Source organism: Pseudomonas sp. SST3, assembly GCF_003325755.1.
In genome coordinates this window covers 1-3,979 of sequence record NZ_QORI02000145.1, presented here as the reverse complement: position 1 = coordinate 3,979, position 3,979 = coordinate 1, and the positions used below count along the sequence as shown (strand labels likewise).

Below are 3,979 nucleotides of genomic sequence, written 5' to 3'. Positions count from 1 at the left end.
TACGACGTCGGCACCGCCACCTGGTGGGCTAAAACCCGACGTCAAACCGGCGGTATCCCTCGACACCACGCAGAACGCCGATGCGGCGAGCGGAGGCGATTGAATGCTGGCCTATATTGTTCGCCGCCTGTTGCTGATCATCCCCACGCTGTTCGGGATCTTGCTGATCAACTTCGTCATCATCCAGGCCGCTCCCGGCGGCCCGGTGGAGCAAAATGATCGCCAAACTCGAAGGCTTCGACGGCGCCACCAGCCGCATTGCTGGCGGCGGGGCCGAAGTTGCGGTGGCCGGTTCCAGCTACCGTGGCGCCCAGGGCCTGGACCCGGCGCTGATCAAGGAAATCGAAAAGATGTACGGCTTCGACAAATCGGCGCCGGAACGCTTGTGGATCATGGTCAAGAACTACGCCCAGCTGGACTTCGGTGACAGCTTTTTCCGGGACGCCAAGGTCATCGACCTGATCAAGGAGAAGATGCCGGTGTCCATTTCCCTCGGGTTGTGGAGCACCCTGATCATGTACCTGGTGTCCATCCCCCTGGGGATCGCCAAGGCCACGCGCCACGGCAGCCATTTCGATGTGTGGACCAGCTCGGCGATCATCGTTGGCTACGCGATACCGGCGTTCCTGTTTGCGATTCTGCTGATCGTGGTGTTTGCCGGTGGCAGTTTATTTTCGACTGGTTTCCCCTTTGCGCGGGCTCACCTCCAACAACTTCGAGGAGTTGAGCTGGGGCGCCAAGATCCTCGATTACTTCTGGCACCTGGCGCTGCCCGTCACTGCCCTGGTGATCGGCAACTTCGCGACCATGACCCTGCTGACCAAGAACAGCTTTCTCGACGAAATCAACAAGCAGTACGTGGTCACCGCCAAAGCCAAGGGCCTGACCAACCGCCGGGTGCTGTATGGCCACGTGTTCCGCAACGCCATGCTGCTGGTGATCGCCGGTTTCCCTTCGGCCTTCATTGGCATCTTCTTTACCGGCTCGTTGCTGGTGGAGGTGATCTTCTCCCTCGACGGCCTGGGCCTGATGAGCTTTGAAGCGGCGATCAACCGTGACTACCCAGTGGTGTTCGGCACGCTGTTTATCTTCACCCTGCTGGGGCTGATCGTGAAACTGATCGGCGACCTCACCTACACCCTGGTCGATCCGCGAATCGACTTTGCCAGCCGGGAGCATTGAGATGAACCTGTCCCCCCTCAATCGCCGCCGGTTCGAGCGGTTCAAGGCCAACAAACGTGGCTGGTGGTCGCTGTGGCTGTTTTCTGGTGCTGTTCGTGCTGAGCCTGGGCGCCGAGTTGATCGCCAACGACAAGCCCCTGGCGGTGCACTTCGACGGCGGCTGGTACTTCCCGGCGCTCAAGCGCTACCCGGAGACTACCTTCGGCGGTGAATTCCCGCTGGAAGCCAACTACAAGAGCCCGTATATCCAGGAACTGCTCAAGGCCAAGGACGCCTGGACCTTGTGGGCGCCGATTCCGTTCAGCTACCAGAGCATCAATTTACGACCTGAAAGTCCCGGCCCCGGCGCCGCCGTCCTCGGTCAACCTGCTGGGCACCGATGACCAGGGGCGCGATGTGCTCGCGCGGGTGATCTACGGCTTTCGTGTATCGGTGCTCTTCGCCCTGACCCTGACCATACTCAGCTCGATCACGGCGTGATTGCCGGCGCTTGCAGGGCTTTTATGGCGGCTGGGTCGACCTGGCCGGGCAACGTTTCCTGGAGATCTGGTCCGGCTTGCCGGTGCTCTACCTGCTGATCATCCTGGCCAGCTTCGTGCAACCCAACTTCTGGTGGCTGCTGGGGATCATGCTGCTGTTTTCCTGGATGAGCCTGGTGGATGTGGTGCGCGCCGAGTTCCTGCGCGGGCCGCAACCTSGAGTAYGTGCGCGCGGCGCGGGCGCTGGGCATGCAGAACGGCGCGATCATGTTTCGTCACATCCTGCCCAATGCGATGGTCTCGACCATGACCTTCCTGCCCTTCATCCTCACCGGCGCCATTGGCACCCTCACCGCCCTGGACTTTCTCGGCTTCGGGCTGCCGGCAGGTTCGCCGTCGCTGGGTGAGCTGGTGGCCCAGGGCAAGTCCAACCTGCAAGCGCCGTGGCTGGGCATGAGTGCCTTTGCGGTGCTGGCGATCATGTTGAGCCTGCTGGTGTTTATCGGCGAGTCCGCTCGCGATGCGTTCGACCCGAGGAAATGAGATGAATCCGGACAATCTGATCGAAATCCGCGACCTCAGTGTCGAATTCGTCACCGGCGAGCACCACCACCGGGTGGTCAACCACGTCAGCTTCGACATTAAGCGCGGCGAAACCCTGGCGCTGGTGGGTGAAAGCGGTTCGGGCAAATCGGTCACCGCCCATTCGATCCTGCGCCTGCTGCCCTACCCGTTGGCCAGGCATCCGTCGGGCACTATCGAGTATTCAGGGCAAGACCTGCTGACGCTTAAAGAGAAGACCCTGCGGCATATACGCGGCAATCGGATTGCGATGATCTTCCAGGAGCCGATGACCTCGTTGAACCCGCTGCACTCCATCGAAAAACAGATCAACGAGGTGCTCGGCCTGCACAAGGGCCTGACCGGCACGGTCGCCACCCAGCGCACGTTGGAATTGCTGGAGCTGGTGGGTATCCCCGAACCGCACAAACGCCTCAAGGCCCTGCCCCATGAGCTGTCCGGCGGCCAGCGCCAGCGGGTGATGATCGCCATGGCTCTGGCCAACGAGCCGGAGTTGTTGATTGCCGACGAGCCGACCACGGCGCTGGATGTCACCGTGCAGTTGAAGATCCTGGAATTGCTCAAGGAGCTGCAGGCGCGGCTGGGCATGGCGCTGCTGCTGATCAGCCACGACCTCAACCTGGTACGGCGCATCGCCCATCGTGTGTGTGTGATGCAGCAAGGTTGCATCGTTGAACAGGCCGATTGCGAGACACTGTTCCAGTCGCCCCAGCATCCCTACACCCAGGAATTGCTCGCGGCGGAGCCCAGTGGTGGGCCAGCCAACAATGATGTCGGCCCTCCGCTGCTGGAAGTGGACGACCTGAAAGTCTGGTTTTCCGATCAAGAAAGGCTTTTTGCGCAATACCGTCGATTACGTCAAGGCTGTGGACGGCATCAACTTCAGCCTGCCCCAGGGCCAAACCCTGGGCATCGTTGGCGAAAGTGGCTCGGGCAAGTCCACCTTGGGCCTGGCAATTTTGCGCCTGATCGGCAGCCAGGGCGGGATTCGCTTCGAAGGCCAGCAACTGGACCGCCTCAGCCAACAGCAGGTGCGCCCGTTGCGCCGGGAAATGCAGGTGGTGTTCCAGGACCCGTTCGGCAGCCTGAGCCCGCGCATGTGCGTCAGCGAGATCGTTGGCGAAGGCCTGCGTATCCACAAGATGGGCACGCCCGCCGAACAGGAAGCGGCGATTATCGCGGCGCTCAAGGAAGTGGGCCTGGACCCCGAATCCCGGCATCGCTACCCCCATGAATTTTCCGGCGGCCAGCGCCAACGCATCGCTATCGCCCGAGCGCTGGTGCTCAAGCCGCGCCTGATCCTGCTGGACGAACCCACCTCGGCCCTGGACCGCACGGTACAGCGCCAGGTGGTAGAGTTGCTGCGCGGCTTGCAGGCCAAGTACAACCTGACCTACCTGTTTATCAGCCATGACCTGGCAGTGGTGAAGGCGCTGAGTCACCAGTTGATGGTGGTCAAGCAAGGCCAGGTGGTGGAGCAAGGCGATGCCCAGGCTATTTTTGCTGACCCGCAACATGCCTATACCCGGCAGTTGCTCAAGGCGGCTTTTTTGGTGCCGGCCTGACGGCACGCGGGTGCAAATGCAGGAGAAATAACGCCATGTCGCTCAGCCCAATCGCCCGTCCCGCAGACACGCCGCGCTTCTGGCGCGACGAAACGCCTGCCGTTCATCGAAGCGCGCACCATCGCCGACGGGCGCAAGGTCACCTACACCCGGCACGCCCATGAGCATTTT

General features: G+C 61.7%; 4 pseudogenes. All 4 read left to right on the top strand.

Annotation, left to right across the window (positions count from 1 at the left end):
- Nucleotides 1–103 precede the first annotated feature (103 nt).
- Nucleotides 104–1,182 (top strand): annotated as a pseudogene (locus DQ405_RS25395) (microcin C ABC transporter permease YejB).
- 1 nt (nt 1,183) lies between these two features.
- Nucleotides 1,184–2,204, top strand: a pseudogene (locus tag DQ405_RS25390) (ABC transporter permease).
- A gap of 1 nt (nt 2,205) precedes the next feature.
- A pseudogene (locus DQ405_RS25385) lies at nt 2,206–3,808 on the top strand (ABC transporter ATP-binding protein).
- A 35-nt stretch (nt 3,809–3,843) separates the two neighbouring features.
- Nucleotides 3,844–3,979, top strand: a pseudogene (locus tag DQ405_RS27945) (AraC family transcriptional regulator); the annotation flags it as partial.